This window comes from Fulvimonas yonginensis (assembly GCF_037137055.1).
GTDB lineage: Bacteria > Pseudomonadota > Gammaproteobacteria > Xanthomonadales > Rhodanobacteraceae > Frateuria_A > Frateuria_A yonginensis.
On record NZ_JBBBNY010000002.1, the window covers coordinates 276287 to 299638 of the forward strand.

Genomic DNA, 23352 nt, shown 5'->3' on the forward strand with positions numbered 1-23352 from the left:
AGCCGGTCGCGAGCGGACGTCGTCGTTTCGCCAGCGCTCCGGGACGGTGGCGCCGCCGTCGCGCACCGCGTATGCCGGCTGCGCTCAGCCGGCCGGTTTCCTGCGCTTGACCCCCGCGCCCAGGGCCAGGATCAGCATCAGCGTCAGGCCGATCTCGGCCAGCGCCAGCCACTTCTCGGTCGGCGCGCTCCAGGCTTCGGCCACCCCGTGGCAGAAGAAGAACAGGCTGAGGATGCCCACCCACAGGAGCGCGCGGCGCAGGTCGGGGAGCGCGGCGAAAGGCAGCAACAGCGGTATCACGGTGACGCCCAGCACCAGCCAGGTGGGCAGGTGTTCCGGGCGGGCCAGCCAGCCGTGCCACAGCAGTTGCAGGCCGATCAGCGCGAACCAGGCGGCGCCTCCGATCCGGTAGGGCAAGGGCACGGCCGGGTTCATGCCGGCGTCGCCAGCTTGCGGGCGACCCCGGCCAGGCGACGGCCCAGCGCGCGGGCCAGCTCGCGCTCGTGCTCGCTGATCGGGTTGTCGCCCTTGAGGCCGGCCACGTGGCTGGCGCCGTAGGGCGTGCCGCCGCTGGCGGTGGCGTTGAGCGCCGGCTCGGTGTAGGGGATGCCGAGCAGCAGCATGCCGTGATGCAGCAACGGCAGCGCCATGGAGAGCAGGGTCGACTCCTGCCCGCCGTGCATGGTGCTGGTGGAGGTGAACACCGCCGCCGGCTTGCCGGCCAGGGTGCCGCTGGCCCATTCCGCGCCGGTCGCGTCCAGGAAATGCTTGAGCGGCGCGGCCATGTTGCCGAAACGGGTCGGGCTGCCCAGTGCGAGGCCGGCGCATTCGGCCAGATCCTCGCGGCGCACGTAGGGCGCGCCCTCGTCGGGCTCCGGCGGTTGCGCCACCTCGGTGACCGGCGCCACCGGCGGCACCTGGCGCAGTCGTGCCTCCAGGCCCGCCTCCTCCACGCCGCGCGCGACCAGTCGCGCGAGCTGGGCGGTATGGCCGCTGCGGCTGTAGTACAGAACCAGAATGGTGTGCGGCATGGCGTTCCGATCGGTTGGGCGTTCACCGGTGATCGGGTAGTGTAGCGGCCGCCTTCCGCTTGATGGTGCCGCCAATGGCCTGGCGTATCGATCGCGACCGCACGCTCAGCTTCAGCCGCTTCATCTGGCAGCGGTTCATCGACGACAAGTGCTTCGAGACGGCCGGCGCGCTGTCCTACACCACGCTGGTCTCGCTGGTGCCGCTGATGGTCGCGGTGCTGGCGATGTTCTCGGTGTTCCCGGTGTTCGCGCCGGCGCGCAACATGGTGCTCGACTTCGTGTTCAGCAACTTCGTGCCGGCCGCCGGCCAGAAGGTGCAGGCGACGCTGGAGCAGTTCGCCGCGAACGCCGAGGGCCTGACCGGCGCGAGCATCCTGGTGATGCTGTTCAGTGCGCTGTCGATGATGGTCAGCATCGAGGACCGGCTCAACCGCATCTGGCGCGTGCACCAGCCGCGTGCCTGGGGCTCGCGCCTGCTGCTGTACTGGGCGGCGTTGACGCTGGGACCGATCCTGGTCGTCGGCGGCATCGCGGTGACGTCCTACGTGACGGCGCTGCCGCTGCTGGCCGGCGCCTACACGCAGCTGGGCATCGGCCAGCGGCTGCTGGGCGTGTTGCCCTTCGCGGTGGCCTTCGTGACGCTCTGGCTGATGTACGGCACGGTGCCCAACTGCAAGGTGCGTCGTACCGACGCGGCGATCGGCGCGTTGCTGGCCGCGGTGCTGTTCGAGATCGCCCGCGTGAGCTTCACCCAGTTCGTCAGCCGCGGTTCCTACACGCAGATCTACGGCGCGCTGGCGACCATTCCGATCTTCCTGCTGTGGATCTACCTTTCCTGGGTGATCGCCATCCTCGGCGCCTCGGTGGCCGCCTCGCTGTCGGCCTACGAATACCACGCGCCGGCCCAGACGCTGCCCGAGGGCGCCGAGTTCCTCGGCCTGATGGTGGTGCTGCGGCATTTCGTCGAGGCGCAGCGGCAGGGCTGCAGCGTGGACCCGGCCACGGTGCGCCTGCAGGAGCCCTACCTGCGCAGCGCGGCGATCGCGGCCTATTTCGAGGACCTGCAGCGCGCCGACCTGATCCAGCGCGGCGAGGCCGGCGGCTGGCTGCTCAGCCGCAGCCTCGACAGCACCGACCTGTTGCGGGTGTATCGTCACACCGGCTACCGGCTGCCGTTGCGGCCCATGGAAGAAGCGGACGCCCTGGGCATCCAGCTGCCTGCGACGCTGATCGAACTGCTCGCCGAGGTGGCGCGCATGCTCGACGCCACCCTCGGCACGCGGCTGGACCAGGCCTTTCCTCCCTCCCCGAACGAACCGGAACACGCTACCCCATGAAGATTTCGAGCCTCCTCCTCCTCGCCGTGCTGTCGCTCGCCGCCGTCGCGCCCGTGCGGGCGGCGATGCCGGCGCAGCCAGCCCTGAAGGTCACCACGCTGGACGGCAAGCCGTACGACCTGGCCGCGCAGCGCGGACACTGGGTAATCGTCAACTTCTGGGCGACCTGGTGCGTGCCGTGCATCAAGGAGATGCCGGACATCTCGCGCTTCGTGGCCGAGCACGCCAACGTGCGCGCGATCGGCCTCGCCTACGAGGACAGCGACAGGGCGGACATCCAGGCCTTCCTCGCCAAGCATCCGGTCAGCTACCCGATCGCCCAGGTCACCCTGGACAACGCGCCGAAGGACTTCGACGAACCGCGCGGCCTGCCCACCACCTACCTGATCGCGCCCGACGGGCACGTCGCCAAACGTTTCGTGGGGCCGGTGACCCCGCAGTCGCTGGGCGCGGCCATCGGCGCAGGCCAATGACATGGCGGCCGCGCGCTTCCTGATCAGCGGACGCGTGCAGGGCGTGTTCTACCGCGCCGGCGCGCGCAACGAGGCGTTGCGCCTGGGCCTGACCGGCCACGCGCGCAACCTGCCCGACGGCTGCGTCGAGGTGGTCGCCCACGGCGAGCCCGCCGCGCTGGACGCGCTGGAGCGCTGGCTGTGGCAGGGGCCGCCCGCGGCGAAGGTGGACCGCGTCGAGCGCTCGACCTGCGCCGGGGAGGCGCCGCGCGGGTTCGTCACCGGCTGAGCGCCGGTCGCTAGAAATCCAGGTCGATCGGCGGGCGGCCGATGCGCTGGCGGGTGCCGATCGCCTGCAGGACGCGGTGGAAATCGTCGGCGAAGCCGGCCACGTCGAACAAGGGCGAGAGCGTGCGCCGCGCGAACACGCGTGCACGCAGGTCGGCCAGGGCCTCCCGGTCCCGGCCCAGCCGCACCGCCGTCGCCACGAACGCATCCGCGCCTTCGGCCACCAGCTCGGGCAGGTGGGCATGCGACAGCAAGCTGGCGGCGACGCGACCGGCGAAGGTCGCGCCGGCGCAGGTCAGCAGCGGGCAGCCGGCCGCGAGCGCATCGGCCGCCGTGGCATGGGCGCTGCAGGGCAGGGTATCCAGGCACAGGTCGGCCAGCGCGAAGCGGGCGAGGTGCTCGGCGTGCGGCAGCGGCGGCAGGAACACCAGCCGCTCCGGCGCCACGTCGTGCGCACTGGCAGCCGCGCGCAGGCGCGCGGCCGTGCCTTCGGTGCCGGCGCGCAGCCACAGCACGCTGTCGGGCACCTCGCGCAGGATCCGCATGAAGCGGGCGAACGTGTCCGGATTGAGTTTCGCGGTCGCGTTGAAGCAGGCGAACACCACGCCGGCGTCGGGCAGGCCGCATTCCGGGCGCGAGGGGGGCAGGGCCGGCGTGCGGCCCGGGTCCACCGGCAGGAAGCAGCGCGGCAGGCGCAGCACCTTCTCGCTGTAGCCGTCGCGGTGCGACGCGGGCAGCGTCACCCGGTCGGCGAGGAGGTAATCCATCCACGGCGCGCCGCTGGTGCCGGGGTAGGCCAGCCAGCCGACCTGTACCGGCGCCGGGCGCAGCGCGAACAGCTCCGCGTGGGTGCGCGGACCGTAGCCGGTGAGGTCCAGCAGCACCTCGATACCGAGTGCGTGGATACGGGTGGCCGCGCGTGCCGGAGGCAGGCCCTCGATGGCATGCAGCGACGCGGCGGCGGCCAGCCGCCGGCGGATCACGCTGCCGTCGTCGGCGGTGCTGGCGAACAGGTGCAGCTCCAGGCCGCCGACGGCGGCGAGGGCTTCCACCACCGGCACCACCGCGCGGCCCACCCAATGATCGCCGAAACCGTCGGACACCAGCCCGACGCGGACCGGCGCCTTCGGCGACGGGCGCGGCCGGGCGAACGCCAGTTCGCGACGCAAGGGGGAAAGGTGCTCCTCGATACGCGCCGCGAAACGGGTGGTCGCCTGGTGCTGGACCGTCCGGTCGAACGGCTCGAACAGCAGCGACAGCGGCAGGATGCCGGGCCGGCCGGCGGCTACGGCGTCGCGCAGCCGCGCGGTCAGCGCGAGCTGCTCGCGCCAGTCGGCGAGGCGACGACGGGCGAACGCGAGGCGGCTCAGTGCGGGGCCGGAGTCCGGCGCGAGGCGCAGCGCCCGCGCATAGGCCTCGGCGGCCTCGGCGAGGCGCCCGGCCTCCTCCAGCATGAGTCCTGCCTGGAACGCGTGACGCGCCTGGCGGGGTGCCAGCCGTTCGGCTTCCAGCCAGGCCGCGGCAGCCTCGTCGAGCCGGCCCAGCGCACGCAGTACGTGGCCTAGCAGGGCGCGTGCCACGTCCGCCTCCGGTGCCAGCCGCACGGCTGCGCGGGCGTGCTCCAAGGCCTGCTCGTTCGCTCCCAGTTCCAGTTCCGCCTCGGCCAGGTGCAGGCACAGCGCCGGGTGCTGCGGCGCGGCCCGCAGCGCCTGGGCGAACGCCTCGCGCGCCTCTTCGTAGCGGGCCGCGGCCATCAGCGCCATGCCCAGCACCTGCAGCACGCCGGGATGACCGGGGTGGCGCGGCAGCGTCGCGCGCAGCCGCTCGATGGCGGCCTGCGGCTGGCCTTCCTCCAGTGCCAACTGGGCCAGGTTGCATTGCACCTCGAGGCTGCCGGGTGCCAGTTCGGCCGCGCGGTGCAGGGCGGCGCGCGCCTCGCGCGCTCGCCCCAGCTGGAGCAGCGCCACGCCGTGCAGCCGGACCAGGTCCCCGGCCAACGGAAAATCGTGTCGCGCACGCGCGGCGAGAGCCTCGGCCTCCTGCGCGGCGCCCTGTTGCAGCAGCTGCGCCAGGCGCCTGAGCACGGCCTCCAGTTCGGCACGTGCGCTCACGTTCATGAGGCCAGACTCTTCAGTTCGTCGGCCTGGTGCTCGCGGGTGAGCGTGTCGACCAGTTCGTCCAGGTCGCCGGCGAGGATCTCGGGCAGGCGGTACAGCGTCAGGTTGATGCGGTGGTCGGTGATGCGTCCCTGCGGGAAGTTGTAGGTGCGGATGCGCTGGCTGCGGTCGCCGGAGCCCACCTGCAGGCGGCGCTCCTGCGCCTGCGCGGCGGTCTGCTTGGCTTGCGCCTCGTCGAGCAGGCGCGCCTTCAGCAGCGAGAGCGCGCGGGCGCGGTTCTTGTGCTGGCTGCGCTCGTCCTGGCACTCGACCACGATGCCGGTGGGCAGGTGGGTGATGCGGATGGCCGAATCGGTCTTGTTGACGTGCTGGCCGCCGGCGCCGGAGGCGCGGAAGGTGTCGGTCTTCAGGTCAGCGGGATTGATCTCGATGTCGTCGATCTCGTCCATCTCCGGCAGGATCGCCACGGTCGCCGCGGAGGTGTGGATGCGGCCCTGCGACTCGGTTTCCGGCACGCGCTGCACGCGGTGCGTGCCCGATTCGAACTTCAGCCGCGAGTAGGCGCCCTTGCCCTCGACGCGCGCGACGATCTCCTTGTAGCCGCCGTGCTCGCCCGGGTTCTCGCTGAGCACCTCGACGTGCCAGCGCCGCCGTTCGGCATAGCGCGCATACATGCGGAACAGGTCGCCGGCGAACAACGCGGCCTCGTCGCCGCCGGTGCCGGCACGTACCTCCAGGAACAGGTTGGCCTCGTCGCGCGGGTCCTTGGGCAGCAGCAGGATCTGCAGCTCGCCTTCCAGTTCCGCCAGGCGCGTCTCGAGGCGTGCCACGTCGTCCGCCGCCATGTCGCGCAGCTCGGGGTCGGCGAGCATGGCGCGGGTGTCGGCCAGTTCGCGGTCGGTCCGGTCGCGCTCGCGCAGCGCCACGGCCACCGGCGCGATCTGCGCGTACTCGCGCGACAGTTCGCGGAAGCGGGCGGCGTCGGCGAGCACGTCGGGCTGGGCCAGCAGCAGGCCGATCTCCTCGTGGCGCTCGGCCAGGGCTTCGAGTTTGCGGCGGATCGTCGGGGTCATGGCGGCAAGGGTGGCACGAGTGGGAAGCGGCCGGCACCTGCCGGCCCGAGGCACGGGAGCGGCAGCCAGCCGCCCTGGCTACTCGTCCCGTGCTTCCGCCTCGCCGTACAGCCGCCCGGCCGCGTGCAGCAGGTCCAGGTCGCCGTTCAGCGCCGCCTCCCGCAGGCGCGCGCTGGGATGGTGCAGCAGCTTGTTGGTGAGCGTGTTGGCGAGGAAGGCCAGCGCCTCTTCCGGCGGCCTGCCGCGGGCCAGCATCGCCTGCGCCTTGGCCAGCACCTCGTCGCGGTAGCGCTCGGCGTGCTGGCGCAGGTCGACCGCCGGATTGCGCAGGGTCAGCGCGCGGCGCCAGGCCATGTAGCGCTCCACCTGCAGGTCGATGATCGCCTCGGCCTCGCGCGCGGCGGCCTCGCGCGAGCGGCGGTTGTCGTCGATCACCTGGCGCAGGTCGTCGATGCCGTAGAGATAGACGTCCTCCAGCCCGGCCACGTCCGGCTCGATGTCGCGCGGCACGGCGATGTCCACCATGAACATCGGCCGGCGCTTCCGCGCCGCCACGGCCTGCTCGACCATCGCGCGGGTCACCACCGGCTGGCGCGCGGCGGTGGAGGCGATCACGATGTCGGCCTCGGCCAGGTGCTGTGGCAGGTCGGCCAGCGCGATCGCGTAGCCGCCGTAGCGGCTGGCCAGCTCCTGCGCGTTCTCCAGCGTGCGGTTGGCCACGATCAGCCGGCGCACCTGCTTGTCGGCCAGGTGGCGCGCGGCCAGCTCGATGGTGTCGCCGGCGCCGATCAGCAGCACGCAGGCCTGCTTGAGGTCGGTGAACACCTGTTCGGCCAGCCGCACCGCGGTGAACGCCACCGAAACCGTGTGCGCGCCGATGCGGGTGTCGGTGCGCACGCGCTTGGCGACCTGGAAGGTGCTCTGCAGCAGCCGGTCGAGTGGCGCGCCGAGCGCCTGCGCCTCGCGCGCGAGCTGGTAGGCGTCCTTGACCTGGCCCAGGATCTGCGGCTCGCCCAGCACCATCGAATCCAGCCCGGTGGCTACGCGGAACATGTGGCGCACCGCGGCGTCCTCGTCGTGCCGGTAGAGGAACTCGTCCAGCTTGCCCGGGGTCAAGCAATGGTGCCGGTTGAGCCAGTCCTGCGGCACCTGCTCGGCGCCGGCGGCCACGCCGACGTAGAGCTCGGTGCGGTTGCAGGTGGAAAGGATCAGCGCCTCCTCCACCCCCGGCTCCCGGCGCAGTTCGCGCAGCGCGGCGCCGGCGGCGTCCGCGTCGAACGCCACCTGCTCGCGCAGGCTGACCGGCGCGGTGAGGTGATTGAGCCCGAGGGCGATCAGCGGCATGGCGTGGAATGCGAATTGACGACGGGGTATCCGCGGCGGCGTAGGCTAAGCTTCCGGTACCTGGCGCGATCGGGTACGGCCGGGACAGACCATCGGACGAGGACTAGTGTGCTGAGCGTGAAAGGCAAGTTCAAGCAACTGCGGCATTTTGCAGGCACGGCCGCGGCTGCGCTGGCCCTCGCCGCATGCGCCGGCCTGCCCCACGGGAAGGCGGCCGCGCCGGCGTCCCGGCAACCGCTGGACCGGCTGACCGTGGTCACGCCCGACGCCGAGCACGACGTGCTGGCGCAGTTGCTCGCCGGGGAAATGGCGCTGACCCGCAACGACCTCAAGGACGCGTCCACCCGCTACGACCGCGCAATGGCGATCTCGGACGACCCGAAGGTAGCCCAGCGTGCGGTGGAGCTGGCGCTGGCGGTGCACGACGAGCCGGCGGCGCGGCGCGCGATCGCGCGCTGGCAGGCGCTCGGCGCCGGCACCGCGGACCTCGCCCAGGCGCGCGCCGAACTGGCGCTGGCCACCGGCGACACGGCCGGCGCCCGCGAACAGCTCGAACGGCTGATCGGCAGCGGCGACCCGCACGCCTGGCGCCGCTTCGGCCGCGTGCTGATCGGCGCGCGCGACCCCGCCCAGGCCGGCCAGTTGCTGGAAGCCCTGGCCACCCCCGAGCGGCTGCCTGCCGAGCCGCAGGCCTGGCTGGCCATGAGCGAGCTCGGCGACAAGCTCGGGCGCACGCGGTATGCCGCCATGGTGGCAGCTGCGGCGGTGGCCCGCTTCCACGATGCCGAGACCTACGCATGGGCGGCGCAGATGAAGTTCAAGGCCGGCGACCGCCAGGGCGCCGCCGCCCTGCTCAGGCAGGCGCTGGCCCGTTCGCCGAACGACGTGCGGTTGCGCCTGAGCTATGCCAGCCTGCTCAGCCAGGGTGGCGACTACGCGGCCGCGTCCAGGCTGCTGGACAAGGGGCCGCAGAGCGCCGAGACCTACGCCCTGCGCGCCGCGCTCGCGGCGCAGGCGCACGACCGCAAGGCGATCGCACAACTGTACGCCCAGCTGCAGCGCGCCCCCGCCGATGTCCGCGAGAGCAATGCCTTCCTGCTCGGCCAGCTGGCCGAGATGCAGGACCGCAAGGACGAGGCGCTGGCCTGGTACGACCAGGTCGGCGACGACGATCCGCACGCGTTCGACGCCGACCTGCGCAGTGCGGTGATCCTGCACGCGCAGGGCAAGGTCGCCGACGCCCACGCCCTGCTCGAGCAGCTGGAGACCGCCTACCTGGACCAGCCGGAGGAGCTGCGCCGCGCCTGGCAGGCCGACGCCGAGCTGTACATGCGCGAGGAACACTACCTGGAGGCCGCCAGGGCCTACGACCACGCCCTGCAGGTGCTGCCGGACGACCCAGGCCTGCTCTACGGCCGCGGCCTGGCGTTCGCGGAAGCGGGCAAGATCGATCAGGCCGTGGCCGACTTCCGCCACTTGCTGAAGTTGCGGCCGAACGACGTCGACGCCAGCAACGCGCTCGGTTACACCCTGGCCGACGCCGGTCGCGACCTGCCGGAGGCGAAGAAGCTGATCGAGGTCGCGCGCGCGGCCAAGCCGCACGATCCCGCCATCGCCGATTCCTGGGGCTGGCTGCAGTATCGCCTGGGCCACCTGGACGAGGCGGCACGCGCGCTGCGCCAGGCCTGGAACGCGGCCAAGGATGCCGACGTGGGCGTGCACCTGGGCGAGGTGCTGTGGAAGCTCGGCAAACGCGACGACGCGCGCCACGTGTTCGAACAGGTGCGCAAGCTGGATCCGCACAACGCCAATCTGCGCGAAACCGTGCAGCGCCTCGAGCCATGAAACGATTTCTTCTTCCCTGCGCGGCAGCCGGCCTGCTGCTGGCCGGCTGCGCGCCGGCGCCCGTGCGCCGTGCGCCCGACCAGGCCGCGCTCGCGGCGCAGGCCGCGCGCGAGGAGCGGTTGGCCGGCGTGGACCGGTGGACGCTGGAAGGCCACCTGGCGGTCTCCGACGGCCGCGACGGCGGCAGCGGCAGCCTGACCTGGACGCAGGACGGCGAGCGCTACGATTTCGAGCTGCGCGCGCCGATCACCGGCAAGAGCTTCCGCCTGCGTGGCGGCCCGGACGGCGCCCGGCTGGAAGGCGTCGAGGGCGGCACGCTGCATGGGGCGGACGCCGAGACGCTGATGCGCAAGGCGCTGGGCTGGGAGGTGCCGCTGGCCGACCTGCGCGCCTGGGTGCTGGGCCTGCGTGCGCCCGGTCCGGCGCGCCTTCGGTTCGGCGAGCACGACCTGCCGTCGCTGCTGGAGCAGGACGGCTGGACGGTCGACTATCGCGCCTGGGACCTGGCCCGGCAGCCGCCGTTGCCGCAGAAGGTCTTCGCCAGCCGGCCGCCGTACAGGGTCAAGCTGTCGATCGACAGCTTCCGGCTCGACCCGGTGCCATGTGCCGACTGCGGACGCTGACGCCGTGGCGGTGAACATCGTGCGCGCCACACCGGCGCAGGTGCCCGCGTTGTGCACGATCGAGCGCGCGGCGGTGGAGCTGTTCCGCGGCCACCCGGCCTGGCCCTCCTATGCCGCCGTGGCGATCCCGCCCGACGTCCTCGAGGCGTCGGTCGCCCGCGGCCTGGTGTGGGTGGCGCTGGGAGGGCAGGGCGAGCCCATCGGCTTCGTCTGGCTGGACGACGAATCCGGCGACGACGCGGTCGGCATCGCCGAGATCGACGTGCTGCCCGCGCACGGCCGTCGCGGCGTGGGCGCGGCGCTGCTGGAGCACGCCTGCGCCTGGGCCCGCGCCGCGGGCTACCGGCGCGTCGACCTGGGTACGCTGGCCGACGTGCCGTGGAACGCCCCGTTCTACGCCCGGCACGGCTTCCGCATCGTGGACAAGAGCGACCCCGCGTTCGCCCATGCCCGCGCGCGCGATCGCGAGAACGGCTTTCCCGACGCGCTGCGGGTGTTCATGTCGCGTCCGCTGCCGCCGCCTGCGGTGTCCGAGTGGACGGTCTGGCCCGCGCCGGCCAAGCTGAACCTGTTCCTGCGCATCCTCGGCCGCCGCGCGGACGGTTACCACGAACTGCAGACGGTCTTCCGGCTGCTCGACTGGGGCGACGAGCTGCGTCTGCGCGTGCGCGCCGACGGCGACGTCGTCCGTACGAACGCATTGCCGGGCGTGCCGGCCGAAGCCGACCTGGCGGTGCGCGCGGCGCGCCTGCTGCAGGCGGAAACCGGGACCACCGCCGGCGCCGAGATCGCGCTGGACAAGCGCCTCCCGATGGGCGGCGGCCTGGGCGGCGGCAGTTCCGACGCCGCCAGCGTGCTGGTCGCGCTCAACCACCTGTGGGGCTGCGGCCTGGACGAGGACGCGCTGGCCGGGCTGGGCCGCCGGCTCGGCGCGGACGTGCCGGTGTTCGTGCGCGGGCGTTCCGCCTGGGCCGAGGGCATCGGCGAGCGGCTCGCCCCGGTCGCCCTGCCGCGGCGCTGGTACGTGGTGCTCGACCCCGGCGAGCACGTGCCCACCGCGGCGCTGTTTCAAGCGCCTGAATTGACACGAAATGCACCGCCGGCGACAATTTCGTCCTTTGCTTCCGGCGAAACGGCGGAGAACGCGTTCGAGCCGGTCGTGCGAGCGCGACACCCGAAGGTGGCCGCCGCGCTGGACTGGCTCTCGCGCTTCGGCCGCGCCCGGCTTTCCGGCAGCGGTGGGTGCGTGTTCCTGGAGACCGCCTCGCTCGCGCAGGCGCGAAAGGTGGTGCGGCGGTGTCCTCCCGCGTTCGTGGCGCAGCTGGCCGAGGGGGTGGCCGTGTCGCCCCTGCACCGGAGCCTGGCGCGCCATCGTCGGCGGGCAGGATAGCCGGCGGACCATGGATGGTCCGCCCGCCGTCGGTCGCGCAAGCGATCGGCGGCGGAGGCAAGTCCGGACCTGTGCCGGACTTGCCGACCCGGGCGGCCGCCAGGATGGCGGACGCGCGGGGTCAATACTGGGGCGTCGCCAAGCTGGTTAAGGCACGGGATTTTGATTCCCGCATGCGCAGGTTCGAATCCTGCCGCCCCAGCCATTCATGAATGGCTCTTTGAGGAATCAACGTGGACACGTCCACCCCGATGCTCTTCACCGGCAATGCCCATCGCGCCCTCGCCGAGGACGTCGCGCAGCGACTCGGCGTGCCGCTGGGCAAGGCGCTGGTAGGCAAGTTCAGCGACGGCGAGGTCCAGATCGAGATCGAGGAGAACGTCCGCCGCCAGGAAGTGTTCGTGCTGCAGCCGACCGGCGCGCCGAGCGCGGAGAACCTCATCGAGCTGCTCGCCCTGGTCGATGCGCTCAAGCGCGCCTCGGCCGCCAGCGTGACCGCGGTGATGCCGTACTTCGGCTACGCGCGGCAGGACCGGCGCCCGCGCTCGGCGCGCGTGCCGATCACCGCCAAGCTGGTGGCCAAGCTGATCGGCACCGCCGGCGTCGACCGCGTGCTCACGGTCGACCTGCACGCCGACCAGATCCAGGGCTTCTTCGACCTTCCGGTGGACAACGTCTACGCCTCGCCGCTGCTGCTGGCGGACATCTGGCGCAACCACTCGATGGACGACCTGATCGTGGTCAGCCCGGACGTGGGGGGCGTGGTGCGCGCGCGCGCCATCGCCAAGCGGCTGGACGACGCGGACCTGGCGATCATCGACAAGCGCCGTCCCAAGGCCAACGTCGCCACGGTGATGAACATCATCGGCGAAGTGGACGGCAAGACCTGCGTGCTGGTGGACGACATCGTCGACACCGCCGGCACGCTGTGCGCCGCGGCCGCCGCGCTGAAGGAGCGCGGTGCCCGCAAGGTGGTGGCCTACTGCGTGCATCCGGTGCTCTCGGGTCCGGCGATCGGCAACATCGAGAACTCCCAGCTCGACCAGCTGGTGGTCACCAACACACTGCCGCTGCGCCCCGAGGCGCAGAGCTGCACCAAGATCCGCCAGCTCTCGGTCGCCGAGCTGCTGGCGGAGACCATTCGCCGCATCGCCTTCGGCGAATCGGTGAGTTCGCTGTACGTGGATTGAGGTTCGCAAGCCGCCCGGGACGGACGGGTGGTGGATCTTCGGCTTTGCGCGGCACGGATTGCCGCGTGGAAGTAATGGGCTTCCCTGGTCGCGGGGAAGTCACCCGTCCGCCGCGAGGCGGGCAAACACAACCTAGGTAGCAACAGACAATGGTCCAGACTCACGAAATCAAGGCCCAGAGCCGTACGGACGCAGGGAAAGGTGCGAGCCGCCGCCTGCGCCGTGCCTCGATGGTGCCTGCCGTCATCTACGGTGCCGGCCAGCCGCCGGAAAACATCCAGATCGAGCACAACACCATCCTGCTCGCCGCCAAGCACGAGTGGTTCTTCTCCTCGATCCTCGACCTGAACGTCGACGGCAAGGTGCAGAAGGTGCTGGTGCGCGACTGGCAGAAGCACCCGTTCAAGCAGCAGATGCTGCACATGGACTTCCTGCGCATCAACGAGAACGAGGCGGTGCGCGTGAACGTGCCGCTGCACTTCCTCAACCAGGAGAAGTCCCCGGCCGGCAAGACCTCCGGCGTAGTGATCTCGCACAACCTCACGGAAGTGGAAGTCTCCTGCCTGCCCAAGGACCTGCCCGAGTTCATCGAGCTGGACCTGGCCGATCTCAAGCCGGGCGACATCGTCCATCTGTCGCAGATCAAGCTGCCCAAGGGCGTGGACGTTCCCGCGCTGCACCTGGGTGCCGACCACGACATCGCCGTGGTGACCGCCAACGCGGTGAAGGAAGAGGCCGAGCCCGCCGCCGAGGCGGCGGCCCCCGAGGCCGAAGCCAAGCCGGCCGAGAAGAAGTAAGCCCGTGGCGACCCCGCACCTGCGCGTGCGGGGTCGCCAGCGGACGGCGGACGCATGGCCGGACTCAAGCTCATCGTCGGCCTGGGCAATCCCGGTGCCGAATACCTCAGGACCCGGCACAACGCCGGGTTCTGGTTTGTGGACGCGCTGGCCTCGGGCCAGGGCGAACGCTTCGGCTTCGACGGCAAGCTGCACGGCGAGGCCTGTCGCGTGCGCATCGGCGGCGACAGCGTGTGGCTGCTCAAGCCGTCCACCTTCATGAACAAGAGCGGCATCGCGGTCGCCTCCGCGCTGCGCTACTACAAGATCCAGCCGGACGAATGCCTCGTCGCGCATGACGAGCTGGACCTGCCGGCCGGCACCGTGCGGATGAAGTTCGACGGCGGCCACGGCGGCCAGAACGGCCTGCGCGACACGATCCAGCATCTGGGCCACGGCAAGTTCCACCGCCTGCGCATCGGCATCGGCCATCCCGGCCACAAGGACAAGGTCACGCCCTGGGTGCTCGGCAAGCCGTCGGCGCAGGACGAGGACGCCATCCTCGACGGCATCGCACGCGCGCTCGACGTGCTGCCGCTCGCGGTGGCGGGGCAGTTCGACAAGGCGATGCAGCAACTGCACACCGCGGGAGCGGGGGCCGGGGGACGGGGAACGTGAGCGCGCCTGGCAAGAGCCGCGCCGTTCCCCTTTCCTGATCCCGCGTTCCCTGTTCCCCATTCCCTGTTCCCGGAGCTACCCATGGGCATCAAATGCGGCATCGTCGGCCTGCCCAACGTCGGCAAGTCCACCCTGTTCAACGCGCTGACCAAGGCGGGCATCGCCGCCGCCAACTTCCCGTTCTGCACGATCGAGCCGAACGTGGGCGTCGTGCCCGTGCCCGACCCGCGCCTCAACGCGCTGGCGGAGATCGTCAAGCCACAGAAAGTCGTGCCCACGGCGGTGGAGTTCGTGGACATCGCCGGCCTGGTCGCCGGCGCGTCCAAGGGTGAAGGCCTGGGCAACAAGTTCCTGGCGCACATCCGCGAGGTCGACGCGATCGCCCACGTCGTGCGCTGCTTCGAGCACGGCGACATCGTGCACGTGGCCGGCAAGGTCGACCCGATCGCCGACATCGAGACCATCGACACCGAGCTCGCGCTGGCGGACCTCGATTCGGTGGAGAAGGCGCTCAACCGGGCCGAGCGCGCGGCCAAGGCCAACGACAAGGACGCGCTGGCGAGGAAGCCGGTGCTGCAGAAGCTCGCCGCCGCGCTCAACGAAGGCAGGTCGGCGCGCAGTGCGGGCCTGGACGAGCAGGAGCGGGCGCTGGTGCGCGACCTGTTCCTGCTCACGCTCAAGCCGCTGATGTACATCGCCAACGTGCGCGAGGACGGCTTCGAGAACAACCCGCATCTGGACGCCGTGCGCGCCCGGGCCGCGGAAGAGGGCGCCGAGGTGGTGCCGGTGTGCGCCGCGATCGAGGAGGAACTGGCGCAGCTCGACGACGCCGACCGCGACGAGTTCCTCAAGGACCTGGGGCTGGACGAGCCCGGCTTGAACCGCGTGATCCGCGCCGGCTACAAGCTGCTCGACCTGCAGACCTACTTCACCGCAGGCGTCAAGGAAGTGCGCGCCTGGACGGTGAAGAAGGGCGCCACCGCGCCGCAGGCGGCCGGCGTGATCCATACCGACTTCGAGCGTGGCTTCATCCGCGCCGAGACCGTCTCGTACGAGGATTTCATCCAGTACAAGGGCGAGGCCGGGGCCGCGGCGGCCGGTCGTCTGCGCAAGGAAGGCAAGGACTACGTGGTCAAGGACGGCGACGTACTGCACTTCCTGTTCAACGTCTGATCCGCGGACCGATACACCCTGTCCCCGTCGGGGGAAGGTGGCTCGCGCCGGCGCCTCATGCATCGACCGCGCGGCTGCCGCAGACTAGGGTGCCGCCCAGCCCGAGTCCGCCATGTCTTCGAACGCCGTACGCCTGCGCCTGGGACTTCCCGACGACGCGCCCGCCATCAGCCGGCTCGCGCGCCGCGTGGCGAGCCGCTGGATCCTGCCCGACCAGCCGCCGGACGCCGGCCAGGCCCTGCTCCGGCGCCTGGGCGCGCGGGCGTTGCGCCAGAACATCCGTGACGGCCAGCGCTTCCACCTGGCCTGGCTGGGCGGGGTGCTGGTGGGGTTCGCGGCGATGCGCGACGACAGCCACCTGGTGCAGTTCTTCGTGAGTACGCGTTACCAGGGGCGCGGCATCGCGCGGCGCCTGTGGCAGCGGACCATGGACGACGCCATCCGTCGCGCCGGCACGCATCGCTTCACCCTCAACGCCACCCGTTGCGCGGTGCCGGTGTATCGCCGTTTCGGTTTCGTGGCGACCGGGCCGGAACGGCCCTCGCCCACCGGCGTGCTGACCACGCCCATGGTGCTCGAGGCGGCGCCCGGGCGGCAGGCATAATCGCGTCCTCTCCACCGACAGGACCGCCCATGCCAGGCCAGCAGAACGAAGTCACCTTCCGCTTTCTCGCCCAGCCGACCGACGTCAACTTCGGCGGCAAGGTGCACGGCGGGATGGCGATGAAGTGGATCGACCAGGCCGGCTACGCCTGCGCGGTCGGCTGGAGCGGTGCGTATTGCGTGACCGTGTCGGTCAGCGGCATCCAGTTCATCGCGCCGATCCTGATCGGTGACCTGGTCACCGTGCGGGCGCGGCTGATCCACACCGGCACCAGCAGCATGCACCTGGCGGTCGACGTGCTGGCGCAGGACCTGCGCAAGGGCGAGCAACGCCTGGCCACCAGTTGCGTGATGGTGTTCGTCGCGCTGGATGCGCCGGACGGGAAGCCTACGCCGGTGCCGCGCTGGGAGCCCCGCAGCGCCGAGGACCGCCAGTTGCAGGACTACGCGCGCCGCTTGATGGAGCTGTCCAAGGCGATGGAGCGTGACGTGGCGGCGCTGCGGCCCGAAGATTCGCGCTCGAGCTGAGCCGGGCGGTCCCGTCCGGGTGGCGCCCGCCACAGGTGCCGTTCCAGCCAGCGCGGACTGGTCAGCGGGCCGAGCAGGCCGGCGGCCGGCGCGCTGGCGAGCAGGCGCACCAGCAGCCAGGCGGCCAGCAGCAGCGTCGGCGCGACCAGCAGGGCCGGCACGCCTGCGGCGAGCCAGCCGAACACGCCGGCGGCCGCCGCCGCCTTCACCACGAAGCCGTGCGCCAGGTAGGCCTGCAGGCTGCGCGAGCCGACCGGGGTCAGCCGGAACCCGCGGCGCGGCACCAGCGCCAGGAGGGCCGCGCTGCCGGCCACCCCGGCGGCCAGCCGCAGCAGCCGCCACAGCGCGCCGGCGGCATCGTTCACGCCCAGCGCGGCGTAGCCGTTGCTGCCGTAGAGCCAGCGCGGGTCGGGCACGGCGCCAGCGGCCGCGCCCAGCGCCAGCAGTGTCGCCACCGCCAGCATGCAGGGTACCGGCCCGCGCAGGCGCTCGCGCCAGGCCGGCGCATGCAGGTAGCCGAGTACGAAGAAGGGGAAGAACGCCGCGGTGCGCGAAAGCGACATGCGGTAGCCCACGTCGTCGGCCCAGCCCGCGGCCAGCGCCAGCGCGCAGGCCAGCATCAGCGGCCGGCGCAGCCGCACGAACAGCGGCATCAGCAGTCGCCACGCCGCCAGGCTGGGCAGGTACCAGAGCAGCCAGTACGGTGTGGTGACGCCCTTCGGTCCCGCGTCCGGCCAGCCGGGGACATGCGCGGCCAGGGCATACAGGCCCTGGAACAGCAGGTACGGCAACAGCAGGCGGAAGGCGATCCGCTTGAGCAGCCGCACGTCCACCTCGGCGCGCGCCACCGCGCCGGACAGGAACACGAATGCCGGCATGTGGAACAGGTACAGGAAGCGGTACAGCGCATCCAGCGACGCCACGCCGCGCAGCGGCTCCAGGCAGTGGCCGAACACCACCAGCGTGATCAGCGCCAGCCGCGCGTTGTCCATCCACGGGTCGCGGGCGGGCGGGTCGGGCAGGGCGCGCTCGGGCGCGGCAGCGGGAGATCGGGGAAACGGCGCCATCGGCCCGACTTCACCGTATCGCGGGTTCAGGCGGCGTGCCCGCAGCGTCGTCGCAAGGTGCGGACCGCATGCGGGCGGGCCGCGGAAAGTGCGCACGGAACGCAGTCGGGTCGTCGCGAACTGTTGACACATCCGCGGGCGCTCGCGAAAATAGGCGTTCTTTGTTGGAGGGATACCCAAGCGGCCAACGGGGGCAGACTGTAAATCTGCTGGCTTACGCCTTCGGTGGTTCGAATCCACCTCCCTCCACCATCAGACGAGTTCCGCGCAGGCGTTACACCAGGCGGGAGTAGTTCAATGGTAGAACCTCAGCCTTCCAAGCTGATGGTGCGGGTTCGATTCCCGTCTCCCGCTCCATTGATCTCGTCTCCGGAAAGTTTCGCTCATGTAGCTCAGTCGGTAGAGCACTTCCTTGGTAAGGAAGAGGTCACAGGTTCGATTCCTGTCATGAGCACCATCTCACGCGGCTGCCGCTGGTCGTCCCCGGCCTCGGCAGTTTTTCTCTTTCATTGACTCCATCGGGGTTTAGCGCGCATGGCAAAGGGTAAATTCGAACGCACCAAGCCGCACGTGAACGTGGGCACGATCGGTCACGTGGACCACGGCAAGACGACGCTGACGGCGGCGCTGACCAAGGTGGGGGCCGAGCGTTTCGGTGGCGAATTCAAGGCCTACGACGCGATCGACGCGGCGCCGGAAGAGAAGGCGCGCGGCATCACGATCTCGACGGCGCACGTGGAATACGAGTCGCCGACGCGCCACTACGCGCACGTGGACTGCCCGGGCCATGCCGACTACGTGAAGAACATGATCACGGGTGCGGCGCAGATGGACGGCGCGATTCTGGTGTGCTCGGCCGCCGACGGCCCGATGCCGCAGACGCGCGAGCACATCCTGCTGTCGCGCCAGGTGGGCGTGCCGTACATCGTGGTGTTCCTGAACAAGGCGGACATGGTGGACGACGCCGAGCTGCTCGAGCTGGTCGAGATGGAAGTGCGCGAGCTGCTGAGCAAGTACGACTTCCCGGGCGACGACACGCCGATCATCAAGGGTTCGGCGCTGAAGGCGCTGGAAGGCGACCAGTCGGAGATCGGCGTGCCGGCGATCATCAAGCTGGTGGACGCGCTGGACAGCTACATCCCCGAGCCGGTGCGCGCGATCGACAAGCCGTTCCTGATGCCGGTGGAAGACGTGTTCTCGATCTCCGGCCGCGGCACGGTGGTGACCGGTCGTATCGAGCGCGGCGTGATCAAGGTGGGTGACGAAGTGGAAATCGTCGGCATCCGCCCGACGCAGAAGACCACCGTGACCGGCGTGGAGATGTTCCGCAAGCTGCTGGACCAGGGTCAGGCGGGCGACAACGCGGGCCTGCTGCTGCGCGGTCTGAAGCGTGACGAGGTGGAGCGTGGGCAGGTGCTGGCCAAGCCCGGCTCGATCACCCCGCACACGGACTTCGAGGCCGAGGTGTACGTGCTGTCGAAGGACGAGGGTGGCCGTCACACGCCGTTCTTCAAGGGCTACCGTCCGCAGTTCTATTTCCGCACCACCGACGTGACCGGTGCGGTGACGCTGCCGGAAGGCGTCGAGATGGTGATGCCGGGCGACAACGTGAAGATGACGGTGAGCCTGATCCACCCGATCGCGATGGACGAAGGCCTGCGCTTCGCGATCCGCGAGGGCGGCCGCACCGTCGGCGCCGGCGTGGTGGCCAAGATCATCAAGTAAGCTGTACACAACGGAAACCGGGGCCGGTATCGCGAGCGCGCTGCGCCAGGCGACACCGGCTCCCGCTTCCGATCCCGTTTCACAGATACGCCAGTAGCTCAATTGGCAGAGCAGCGGTCTCCAAAACCGCAGGTTGGGGGTTCGAGTCCCTCCTGGCGTGCCATCTTTCGAGGACCGATGACGGGTGCGGGTGGTGTCGATCGGCCGATCCGGCCTCGGCGTTCCCCTCTCCCGGTCACTGCGATGAATACCAAGGCAGAACAGCCACGCGGCACGAGCGCCGCGGATATCGGCAAGCTGGTACTGGCCACGCTGGTGCTGGTGGCGGGCATCGTTGCCTACTCCTGGTTCGAGAACACCGTGGCCGCCTCCGTGCGCCTGATCGGCGTGCTGGCGGCGCTGGTGGCGGCGCTGGCGATCGGAGCGTTCACTGCCCCGGGCCGCCGCGTGCGCAACTTCATCGCCGAATCGCAGTTCGAGATGCGCAAGGTCGTGTGGCCGACGCGCGACGAAACCCTCAAGACGACGCTGGTCATCATCGCCGTCGTCATCGTCCTGTCGCTGCTGCTGGGCCTGATCGACCTGATCCTCAAGTCGGTCGTGCTGGACTGGCTGCTCAAACTCGGTTCGTAAGGAGTGGCCATGAGCAAGCGTTGGTATGTCGTACACGCCTATTCGGGCTTCGAGAACCAGGTCCGCAAGTCGCTCTCCGAGCGCATCGCGCGCGCGGGCATGGAGGAAAAGTTCGGCGAAGTGCTGGTGCCGACCGAGGAAGTGATCGAGATGCGCGGCGGCCAGAAGCGCCGCAGCGAGCGCAAGTTCTTCCCCGGCTACGTGCTGGTGCAGATCGAGACCGATACCGAGGGCAAGGCGCCGCGGATCGACGACGAATGCTGGCACTTGGTCAAGGAGACGCCCAAGGTGATGGGCTTCATCGGCGGCACCGCCGACCGTCCGTTGCCGATCCGCGACAGCGAGGCCGAGGCCATCCTGAGTCGCGTGCGCGAGGGCGTGGAAAAGCCCAAGCCCAAGGTGCTGTTCGAGCCGGGCGAGATGGTCCGCGTCACCGAGGGCCCGTTCAACGATTTCAACGGCGTGGTCGAGGAAGTCAACTACGAGAAGAGCCGCCTGCGCGTGGCGGTGCTGATCTTCGGCCGCTCGACCCCGGTCGAGCTCGAGTTCGGCCAGGTCGAGAAGGCCTGATGGCCCGTTTCCTCTCCCTTGCCAGGGAGGGGATCGAGGTGAGGGGCGGGAGCTGGCGGCAATCCCGGTAGCGCCGCGTCCGTCGGCAAGGGCCGCCCCTCGAATCCGTCGTCCTCCCGGGAGGGGCGGGTCGCACTGGCCCGCCACTTGCTTAAAACTTGATCACTCCTTAAACTACGCGGTTCCACGCCGAAGTCCTTCGACTCGGCGTGTTCGTTTTTCGAAGGCCCGCACGGACGGCGGGCTCTCCACCGCACGGACGGCAAGCAGGCGAGGAGCCGCAAGGCGCCAGCACTCGCAAGGAAAATCCCCATGGCAAAGAAAGTCGTCGGTTACATCAAGCTGCAGGTCAAGGCCGGGCAGGCCAACCCTTCGCCGCCGGTCGGTCCGGCGCTGGGCCAGCGTGGCCTGAACATCATGGAGTTCTGCAAGGCGTTCAACGCCGCCACGCAGAAGATGGAGCCGGGTCTGCCGATCCCGGTGATCATCACGGCCTACTCGGACCGCAGCTTCACCTTCATCACCAAGACCCCGCCCGCCACCGTGCTGATCAAGAAGGTCACCGGTGTCGCCAAGGGTTCGTCCAAGCCCAACACCGACAAGGTCGGCAAGATCACCCGCAAGCAGCTGGAAGACGTCGCGAAGCAGAAGGAGCCGGATCTGACGGCTGCCGATCTGGACGCCGCGGTGCGCACCATCGCCGGTAGTGCGCGCAGCATGGGCCTGGTGGTGGAGGGTTAAGACATGGCGAAGATCACCAAGCGTATGAAGGCCGCCCAGGCTGCGGTGCAGCCAGGCAAGGTCTACGGCCTCGAAGAGGCCCTGAACATCGTCAAGAACAACGCCAAGGCCAAGTTCGTCGAGTCCGTCGACGTGGCCGTGCGCCTCGGCATCGACGCCAAGAAGTCGGACCAGGGCGTGCGCGGCTCCTCGCTGCTGCCGCACGGTACCGGCAAGACGGTCAAGGTCGCCGTGTTCTGCCCGCCGGGCGAGAAGGCCGAGGCCGCCAAGGCCGCCGGCGCCGACGCGGTCGGCATGGAAGACCTGGCCGAGCGCATGCAGGGCGGCGACCTGGACTTCGGTCGCGTGATCGCGACGCCGGACGCCATGCGCGTGGTCGGCAAGCTCGGTCAGCTGCTCGGTCCGCGTGGCCTGATGCCGAACCCGAAGGACGGTTCGGTCACCGCCGACGTCGCCACGGCGGTGAAGAACGCCAAGGCCGGCCAGGTGAAGTTCCGCAACGACAAGGCGGGCATCATCCACGCCACCATCGGCAAGGTCAGCTTCGACGCCGCGCAGCTCGCCGACAACCTCAACGCGCTGATCGCCGACCTGATGAAGGCCAAGCCGGCTGCGGCCAAGGGCCAGTACCTGCAGAAGGTCGCCCTGTCCAGCACGATGGGCGTGGGCGTGCCGGTCGACACCGCGTCGCTGAACACCGGCGCGAAGTAAGCAGTTCAAGTCCTTCGCGACCGGTTCGGGCGCGAAGGCACGTTTTTGAGGGCAGCCCCGGCCACGTGGCCGGGGTCGCCGTCAAAGACCGCAGGCGCGGTCCGCGCGCGACGACGACGGGCAGGGAGCTCGCCACTGGCAGGGAATCGCCGTCGCCGCCCGCCTCGACCGCTTAATCGGCCGCAAGGCCAGCCGGCGTAGATGGTGCCGCCCTTCTCTGGAATGCACGTTCTGGAAAGGCCACCACCCGGGATGCGCCGCATCCCCGACGTCATGGACGGCGTCGCTCAGGACCGCACGCGGCAGGAGCCGTAAGCGGAGTTCCAAATGGAGGAGTGCAATGGCTCTCAATCTGTCCCAGAAGCAAGAAGTAGTCGCCGAGCTGGCAGACGTCGCCGCCAAGGCCCACTCCTTGGTCGCCGCCGAGTACGCGGGCACCACGGTCGAGCAGATGACCGCGATGCGCAAGAAGGCCCGCGAGTCGGGCGTGTTCCTGAAAGTCGTCAAGAACACGCTGGTGTCGCGCGCCGTGGCCGGTACCGAGTTCGAGGTCGTCAAGGACGCCCTGACCGGTCCGCTGCTGTACGCGTTCTCGACCGAGGAGCCCGGTGCCGCCGGGCGTCTGATCAAGGAATTCGCCAAGACCAACGACAAGCTCAAGCCGCGGCTGGTCTCGGTGGAGGGCAAGCTGCTGCCCGCCGAGCACGTCGACGTGCTGGCCTCGCTGCCGACCCGCGAGCAGGCGCTCGCGATGCTGGCCCGCGTGCTGGCCGAGCCGGCTTCGATGTTCGCCCGTGTGGTCAAGGCCGTGGCCGACAAGCAGGGTGGCGGCGAAGCCGCCGCGCAAGCCCCTGCCGAAGCCTGATCCGCCGACCCTTTCCAAACGACTTTATTTTCCAGAGGTAGAAACACATGTCCCTGACCAACGAACAGATCGTTGAAGCCGTCGCCGCCAAGTCGCTGATGGAAGTGATGGACCTGGTGAAGGCCATCGAAGAGAAGTTCGGCGTCACCGCCGCCGCCCCGGTCATGATGGCCGCCGGCCCGGCCGCCGCCGCCCCGGCCGCCGAAGAGAAGACCGAGTTCGACGTGGTCCTGATCAACGCCGGCGACAAGAAGGTCGACGTGATCAAGGCCGTGCGCGCGATCACCGGCCTGGGCCTGAAGGAAGCGAAGGACCTCACCGAGGCCGGTGGCGTCCTGAAGGAAGGCGTGTCGAAGGAAGACGCCGAGAAGTTCAAGAAGGATCTGGAAGCCGCCGGCGCCAAGGTCGAGCTGAAGTAATTGGCGCCTTGCGCGCCGTCAGTTTGGTCTAGCGTCACGCAAGCCTGGGGGCGAAAGCCCCCGGGCTTTGCCCGTTGCGGAAGGGCATCCGCTGCAAGGGTCGCAGGGCACCGCGATCCGGGTTCCAAGGACAGAAGGCAAGACTGAGAGGCACCGGCCGTGCGCCGGCTTCT

25 protein-coding genes and 5 tRNA genes are annotated in these 23352 nt (G+C 70.3%); 24 read left to right on the top strand and 6 right to left on the bottom strand.

From position 1 onward, the window contains the following. Window positions 1–84: 84 nt before the first annotated feature. Together WAT24_RS04415 and wrbA are read right to left on the bottom strand one after the other, a co-directional pair. Window positions 85–435, bottom strand: a complete 351-nt coding sequence (locus WAT24_RS04415; RefSeq protein ID WP_336806622.1) for a DUF2069 domain-containing protein — start codon at window positions 433–435, stop codon at window positions 85–87. Further along, a complete protein-coding gene (wrbA, locus tag WAT24_RS04420; RefSeq protein ID WP_336806623.1) occupies window positions 432–1031 on the bottom strand; it encodes an NAD(P)H:quinone oxidoreductase in 600 nt (199 codons plus the stop codon). Before wrbA ends, WAT24_RS04415 begins: the two co-directional genes overlap by 4 nt. 74 nt (window positions 1032–1105) lie before the next feature. On the opposite strand from wrbA, the gene WAT24_RS04425 reads away from it, so the two are divergent. Genes WAT24_RS04425 through WAT24_RS04435 form a run of 3 tightly spaced genes read left to right on the top strand, consistent with a single transcriptional unit; the run spans window position 1106 to window position 3109 of the window. Beyond that, complete coding sequence (locus WAT24_RS04425) at window positions 1106–2368, top strand: YihY family inner membrane protein (protein ID WP_336806624.1); 1263 nt, start codon at window positions 1106–1108, stop codon at window positions 2366–2368. Then, window positions 2365–2841, top strand: a complete 477-nt coding sequence (locus tag WAT24_RS04430) for a TlpA family protein disulfide reductase (RefSeq protein WP_336806625.1) — start codon at window positions 2365–2367, stop codon at window positions 2839–2841. The genes WAT24_RS04425 and WAT24_RS04430 overlap by 4 nt, the downstream gene beginning before the upstream one ends. A 1-nt stretch (window position 2842) precedes the next feature. After that, entirely contained in the window at window positions 2843–3109 is a 267-nt protein-coding gene (locus tag WAT24_RS04435; protein ID WP_336806626.1) for an acylphosphatase, read from the top strand. A 10-nt stretch (window positions 3110–3119) separates the two neighbouring features. Here the strand turns inward: WAT24_RS04435 and WAT24_RS04440 are convergent, their stop codons facing one another. The 3 genes from WAT24_RS04440 to hemA all read right to left on the bottom strand — a co-directional run bounded on the left by WAT24_RS04440 (window position 3120) and on the right by hemA (window position 7642). Further along, window positions 3120–5225, bottom strand: a complete 2106-nt coding sequence (locus tag WAT24_RS04440) for an O-linked N-acetylglucosamine transferase, SPINDLY family protein (protein ID WP_336806627.1) — start codon at window positions 5223–5225, stop codon at window positions 3120–3122. Then, entirely contained in the window at window positions 5222–6298 is a 1077-nt protein-coding gene (gene prfA / locus WAT24_RS04445; protein ID WP_336806628.1) for a peptide chain release factor 1, read from the bottom strand. Before prfA ends, WAT24_RS04440 begins: the two co-directional genes overlap by 4 nt. Window positions 6299–6376: 78 nt before the next feature. Next, complete coding sequence (gene hemA / locus WAT24_RS04450; protein ID WP_336806629.1) at window positions 6377–7642, bottom strand: glutamyl-tRNA reductase; 1266 nt, start codon at window positions 7640–7642, stop codon at window positions 6377–6379. Window positions 7643–7750: 108 nt separating this feature from the next. Between hemA and WAT24_RS04455 the strand changes: the two genes are divergently transcribed. The 10 genes from WAT24_RS04455 (at window position 7751) to WAT24_RS04500 (ending at window position 16448) form a co-directional block, all read left to right on the top strand. After that, window positions 7751–9487 (top strand): tetratricopeptide repeat protein, encoded by a 1737-nt coding sequence (locus WAT24_RS04455; RefSeq protein WP_336806630.1) that lies wholly within the window; start codon window positions 7751–7753, stop codon window positions 9485–9487. Then, window positions 9484–10110 carry a lipoprotein insertase outer membrane protein LolB gene (lolB, locus tag WAT24_RS04460; protein ID WP_336806631.1) on the top strand — a complete coding sequence of 209 codons (627 nt, stop codon included), beginning with the start codon at window positions 9484–9486 and terminating at the stop codon, window positions 10108–10110. Before WAT24_RS04455 ends, lolB begins: the two co-directional genes overlap by 4 nt. Before the next feature lie 4 nt (window positions 10111–10114). Next, window positions 10115–11500: a 4-(cytidine 5'-diphospho)-2-C-methyl-D-erythritol kinase gene (gene ispE / locus WAT24_RS04465; protein WP_336806632.1), complete on the top strand. Its 1386-nt coding sequence runs from the start codon at window positions 10115–10117 to the stop codon at window positions 11498–11500. Between the two features lie 128 nt (window positions 11501–11628). Continuing rightward, window positions 11629–11705 (top strand) — tRNA-Gln (locus tag WAT24_RS04470). Between the two features lie 46 nt (window positions 11706–11751). After that, entirely contained in the window at window positions 11752–12690 is a 939-nt protein-coding gene (locus tag WAT24_RS04475; protein WP_336806872.1) for a ribose-phosphate diphosphokinase, read from the top strand. Between the two features lie 149 nt (window positions 12691–12839). Further along, the gene (locus tag WAT24_RS04480; RefSeq protein ID WP_336806633.1) at window positions 12840–13487 is read left to right on the top strand and encodes a 50S ribosomal protein L25/general stress protein Ctc; all 648 of its coding nucleotides are present in this window, start codon (window positions 12840–12842) and stop codon (window positions 13485–13487) included. Between the two features lie 54 nt (window positions 13488–13541). After that, window positions 13542–14144: an aminoacyl-tRNA hydrolase gene (gene pth / locus WAT24_RS04485; protein ID WP_336806634.1), complete on the top strand. Its 603-nt coding sequence runs from the start codon at window positions 13542–13544 to the stop codon at window positions 14142–14144. Between the two features lie 81 nt (window positions 14145–14225). Next, window positions 14226–15317 carry a redox-regulated ATPase YchF gene (gene ychF, locus WAT24_RS04490; protein ID WP_336806635.1) on the top strand — a complete coding sequence of 364 codons (1092 nt, stop codon included), beginning with the start codon at window positions 14226–14228 and terminating at the stop codon, window positions 15315–15317. Between the two features lie 112 nt (window positions 15318–15429). After that, the gene (locus tag WAT24_RS04495; RefSeq protein ID WP_336806636.1) at window positions 15430–15921 is read left to right on the top strand and encodes a GNAT family N-acetyltransferase; all 492 of its coding nucleotides are present in this window, start codon (window positions 15430–15432) and stop codon (window positions 15919–15921) included. A gap of 29 nt (window positions 15922–15950) precedes the next feature. Then, window positions 15951–16448 (top strand): acyl-CoA thioesterase, encoded by a 498-nt coding sequence (locus WAT24_RS04500; RefSeq protein WP_336806637.1) that lies wholly within the window; start codon window positions 15951–15953, stop codon window positions 16446–16448. Here WAT24_RS04500 and WAT24_RS04505 read toward each other — a convergent pair. Then, complete coding sequence (locus tag WAT24_RS04505) at window positions 16364–17515, bottom strand: acyltransferase family protein (protein WP_336806638.1); 1152 nt, start codon at window positions 17513–17515, stop codon at window positions 16364–16366. The genes WAT24_RS04500 and WAT24_RS04505 overlap by 85 nt on opposite strands. Window positions 17516–17681: 166 nt before the next feature. Between WAT24_RS04505 and WAT24_RS04510 the strand changes: the two genes are divergently transcribed. The 11 genes from WAT24_RS04510 to rplL all read left to right on the top strand — a co-directional run bounded on the left by WAT24_RS04510 (window position 17682) and on the right by rplL (window position 23179). Then, window positions 17682–17767: transfer RNA gene (locus tag WAT24_RS04510), tRNA-Tyr, on the top strand. A gap of 31 nt (window positions 17768–17798) precedes the next feature. Next, window positions 17799–17872, top strand: a tRNA-Gly gene (locus WAT24_RS04515). 24 nt (window positions 17873–17896) lie between these two features. Then, a tRNA-Thr gene (locus WAT24_RS04520) sits at window positions 17897–17972 on the top strand. 77 nt (window positions 17973–18049) lie between these two features. After that, a complete protein-coding gene (gene tuf / locus WAT24_RS04525; RefSeq protein WP_336806639.1) occupies window positions 18050–19240 on the top strand; it encodes an elongation factor Tu in 1191 nt (396 codons plus the stop codon). An 87-nt stretch (window positions 19241–19327) separates the two neighbouring features. After that, window positions 19328–19403 (top strand) — tRNA-Trp (locus WAT24_RS04530). Between the two features lie 80 nt (window positions 19404–19483). Beyond that, a complete protein-coding gene (secE, locus tag WAT24_RS04535) occupies window positions 19484–19873 on the top strand; it encodes a preprotein translocase subunit SecE (protein ID WP_336806640.1) in 390 nt (129 codons plus the stop codon). A gap of 9 nt (window positions 19874–19882) precedes the next feature. Continuing rightward, entirely contained in the window at window positions 19883–20443 is a 561-nt protein-coding gene (gene nusG, locus WAT24_RS04540) for a transcription termination/antitermination protein NusG (RefSeq protein WP_336806641.1), read from the top strand. A 312-nt stretch (window positions 20444–20755) separates the two neighbouring features. Next, entirely contained in the window at window positions 20756–21184 is a 429-nt protein-coding gene (gene rplK / locus WAT24_RS04545; RefSeq protein WP_019464005.1) for a 50S ribosomal protein L11, read from the top strand. A gap of 3 nt (window positions 21185–21187) precedes the next feature. Continuing rightward, window positions 21188–21895: a 50S ribosomal protein L1 gene (gene rplA / locus WAT24_RS04550; RefSeq protein WP_336806642.1), complete on the top strand. Its 708-nt coding sequence runs from the start codon at window positions 21188–21190 to the stop codon at window positions 21893–21895. Window positions 21896–22235: 340 nt separating this feature from the next. After that, window positions 22236–22760, top strand: a complete 525-nt coding sequence (gene rplJ / locus WAT24_RS04555) for a 50S ribosomal protein L10 (RefSeq protein WP_336806643.1) — start codon at window positions 22236–22238, stop codon at window positions 22758–22760. Window positions 22761–22807: 47 nt separating this feature from the next. Next, window positions 22808–23179: a 50S ribosomal protein L7/L12 gene (gene rplL, locus WAT24_RS04560; RefSeq protein ID WP_336806644.1), complete on the top strand. Its 372-nt coding sequence runs from the start codon at window positions 22808–22810 to the stop codon at window positions 23177–23179. The last annotated feature ends 173 nt before the right edge of the window (window positions 23180–23352 follow it).